The organism is Flectobacillus longus, assembly GCF_030056705.1.
Lineage (GTDB): Bacteria > Bacteroidota > Bacteroidia > Cytophagales > Spirosomataceae > Flectobacillus > Flectobacillus longus.
In genome coordinates this window covers 1-802 of sequence record NZ_JASHIC010000070.1, presented here as the reverse complement: position 1 = coordinate 802, position 802 = coordinate 1, and the positions used below count along the sequence as shown (strand labels likewise).

1 protein-coding gene is annotated in these 802 nt (G+C 33.9%); it reads right to left on the bottom strand.

All coding sequences use genetic code 11. The features are described 5' to 3' along the window. Positions 1 to 49 precede the first annotated feature (49 nt). Positions 50 to 802, bottom strand: a 753-nt coding sequence (locus QM491_RS25465; RefSeq protein WP_283330404.1) for an IS3 family transposase, incomplete at its 5' end; no start/stop codon positions are given.

Genomic DNA, 802 nt, shown 5'->3' with positions numbered 1-802 from the left:
TGTCCTTTCCTAAAATAGGTTGCCCTGAGTTTTAAACAAGTTAAAGTAATCAAAATTGTAAAATAGCTTGATTTGGATTTGTATTTTTTGAATAATCGCATGTCCAAATCGATAAATTAGGTTTTTTTTCATTGTTTAGTTCTTTGATGTACTGTTCAAACGCAAAAGGTGTTAGTCCTTTCAGGGCTGCGTGTGGTCTTTGATGGTTGTAAGTGTGAATTGCTTTTTTAAGCTCATTATCTAATTCGTCAAAATTTGTAATATTTCTATAGATTAGATATTGATTTTTAATAGTTCCATTCACTCGCTCGATATGTGCATTCTCATAGACATTGCACATACTAATACTAATTTCAGCTTCGTTCAAAAGGCTGACATAAGCTTGGCTAATGTATTGACTTCCTCTATCTGAATGATGAATAAGTTGATGTTTAAACTTCTTCTGTTTACGAGTTTTCAATGCCATTTTCAAAGCAATGATATTGTTTTCTGCTCTCATATTATCCGCAAGAGAATATCCAACGATAAAACGAGAGTAAACATCTAACACAAAAACGATGTAGTAAAACCGATCATTTACTTTAAAATAGGTAATGTCACTCGTCCAGAGTTGGTTAATGTTGGTGAGGACTTTATCAACCAAAAGGTTTTTATAACGACTGTAAGGACTTGAAAAAGTAGTCCTACAGAGGTTTCTATAGGCTTTTACTCTAAAGCCATAGTAGAGTCCGATGCTAATAAAGGCATCTCGTCCGATTCCTTCTGGTCGATAATAGTCATACATGGTTCTCAGACCCATAGC